Here is a 2,283-nt window from a genome sequence, read left to right on the forward strand (position 1 = left end):
GGCGGTGTAGTCCCCGCGGATGCAGTTCTCGCAGCGCATGCACCCCTTGTGGGCCTCCACGGCGACCCTGTCTCCAACCTTGAACTCGTCCACCGTCTCGCCCACGGCCACCACGGTGCCCACGTACTCGTGGCCCGGTATGAACTCCCCGTATGGGGGCTGGCCGGGGAAGGGGTGGGAGGTGATCTTGAGATCGGTGCCGCAGATGGCGCAGGCCGCCACCTTGATCAGCACCTTCTGGGGGCCGGGCTTCGGCACCGGCCTCTCCACGACCCGTAGATCGTTGGGGCCGAACAGGACCGCTGCCCGCATCTTGTCGGGTATCTGGAAATGGGGGGTGCCCGCGGCGCTGTCCCTTTCCGCCGTCTGCATGCTGGTCCTCCTCGTATGTTATGTGCCGGAGCGGAGATGCTGGCCGCTCCGACTGGTAAGTCGGGCTCGTCCGAGCGATACTGGTACCGCAAGGCCGGTCGGGTGGAGTTCACTTCCTCCCTGCGACGCCTTTGGTGATCGCTCTCCGTAGACCGAACTTCCCGGGCATGGCGACGAGTTCTTACCCGCAGGTTGTTCCGGCCGCTGCCCGACCAGGCGAGTGCAGCAGCTCGTCGGGTCAGCAGCCGTGGGCAACGGTCGAGTTCTGATCACGCGCGAGGCTGATCTGCCGCCATCCATGCTCGGGCGACCCCGACCGGCCAGGAAAGGAGGGGTCGCATGCTGTCCCAGTCGTCCACCGTCCCCCAGTTCCAGCCCCAGCCGGTCGCCGGTGTGCCCAACTCCACGGGCTTCCTCGGCCTGGATGTCAGCCAGGCGGAAGTCGTCGCCTGCTTCCTCCTGCCCGATGGCCGGGAAGCCGTCCCCCGCTGGAGAGTCTGCAACGACCAGCCCGGTGCCGAGTCCCTCGCCCTGCGCCTGGCCGACCTCGCCAAGCAGCACCAGCTCGGCCGCGTCCTCATCGGCATGGAAGCCACCAACCTCTACTGGTTCCACCTCGCCTGCTTCCTTAAAGACACTCCGCTCCTGTCTGGACTGGAGCGGGAGGTCTACGCCCTCAACCCCAAGCTGGTAGCCGGCTTCAAGAAGGCGTACCCCAATCTCGGCAAGACCGATCCCCTGGACGCCTTCTTCGTCGCCGAGCGGCTCCGCCTCGGTCGCCTCCCTGCCCCCTTCCAGGTGGACCTGCTCTATGCTCCCCTCCAGCGGCTGACTCGCTTCCGCGCTCACCTGGCCTCTACCCTGGCTCGGGAGAAGAACTACTTCTTGAGCCTCCTGTTCCTGAAGTTCAGCTCCTTCTCCCAATCCCAGCCCTTCGGCGATCCTTTCGGGGCCACCAGTTCGGCCGTCCTGGAGGAGTTCACCACCGAGGAGTTGATCCAGACCCCCCTGGAGGATCTGGCCCGCTTCCTCGATCAGCACGGCCGTGGCCGCTTCGCTGATCCGGAGCTGATAGCCGCCACCCTCAAGCGCGCCGCCCGAGACTCCTACCGGCTGGACCGGGTCCTGGACGAACCGATCACCCTGATCCTGGCCACCACCATGGCCACCATCCGCACCCTTTCGGGCCATCTGGCTGGGCTGGACAAGACCATCGCTCGGGAACTGGCGGCGCTGCCGCCAGATCGTCGCACCATTTCCAGCATCCCGGGCCTCGGCCCCGTTTGGACGGCGGGACTCATCTCCGAGATCGGCGACATCCATCGCTTCGCCAACGATGCCGCTCTGGCCAAGTACGCTGGCCTCTGGTGGCCCCAGGATCAGTCCGGCTCCTTCCAGGCCGAAGACTCATCCATGGCCAAGGCCGGCAACTCCTACCTGCGCTACTACCTGGTCGAGGCGGCCAACAGTGTGCGGCTCCACTGCGCCGAGTACCGGGACTACTACACTGCCAAGTCGGCCGAGTCGCCCAAGCACGCCCACAAGCGAGCGCTGGTCCTGACCGCCCGCAAGTTGGTGCGCCTGGTCGCTCACCTGCTGCGAGCCGGCGCCGTCTACCGCTCCCCGGAGTCCCGTCAGGACCGGAAGGAGGATCGAACGAAGCCCCACGCGGCCCGACCAGGGACCCAGCGACGCGCTCGTCTCGCGCCCAGCGCTCTCTAGGGCCGCCCTATCCCCGGCCCACCAGGCCTCGAGCTGCCGAGCGCCCCTCGCGCTGCGGCCGCTCCCGCCTGCCCAGAGAACACACCCACCCGTCACCCTAGCCTTCAAAATCCGCCTCTTGACTTTTCACCGCAGGTCTATTCCCGGATCCTCGCTCCTCACAGTCGAGGTCCTACGAAGGCTTGTGGC

The 2,283-nt window shown here is 66.8% G+C and carries 1 protein-coding gene and 1 pseudogene; one reads left to right on the plus strand and one right to left on the minus strand.

Translation table 11 applies throughout. The features are described 5' to 3' along the window. Positions 1-372, minus strand: a 372-nt coding sequence (locus tag AB1609_21740; GenBank protein MEW6049058.1) for an alcohol dehydrogenase catalytic domain-containing protein, incomplete at its 3' end; no start/stop codon positions are given. Between the two features lie 339 nt (positions 373-711). Between AB1609_21740 and AB1609_21745 the strand changes: the two are divergent. Beyond that, positions 712-1,992 (plus strand): annotated as a pseudogene (locus tag AB1609_21745) (IS110 family transposase). Positions 1,993-2,283 lie beyond the last annotated feature (291 nt).

Source organism: Bacillota bacterium (genome assembly GCA_040754675.1).
Classification (GTDB): Bacteria; Bacillota; Limnochordia; order Limnochordales; family Geochordaceae; genus Geochorda.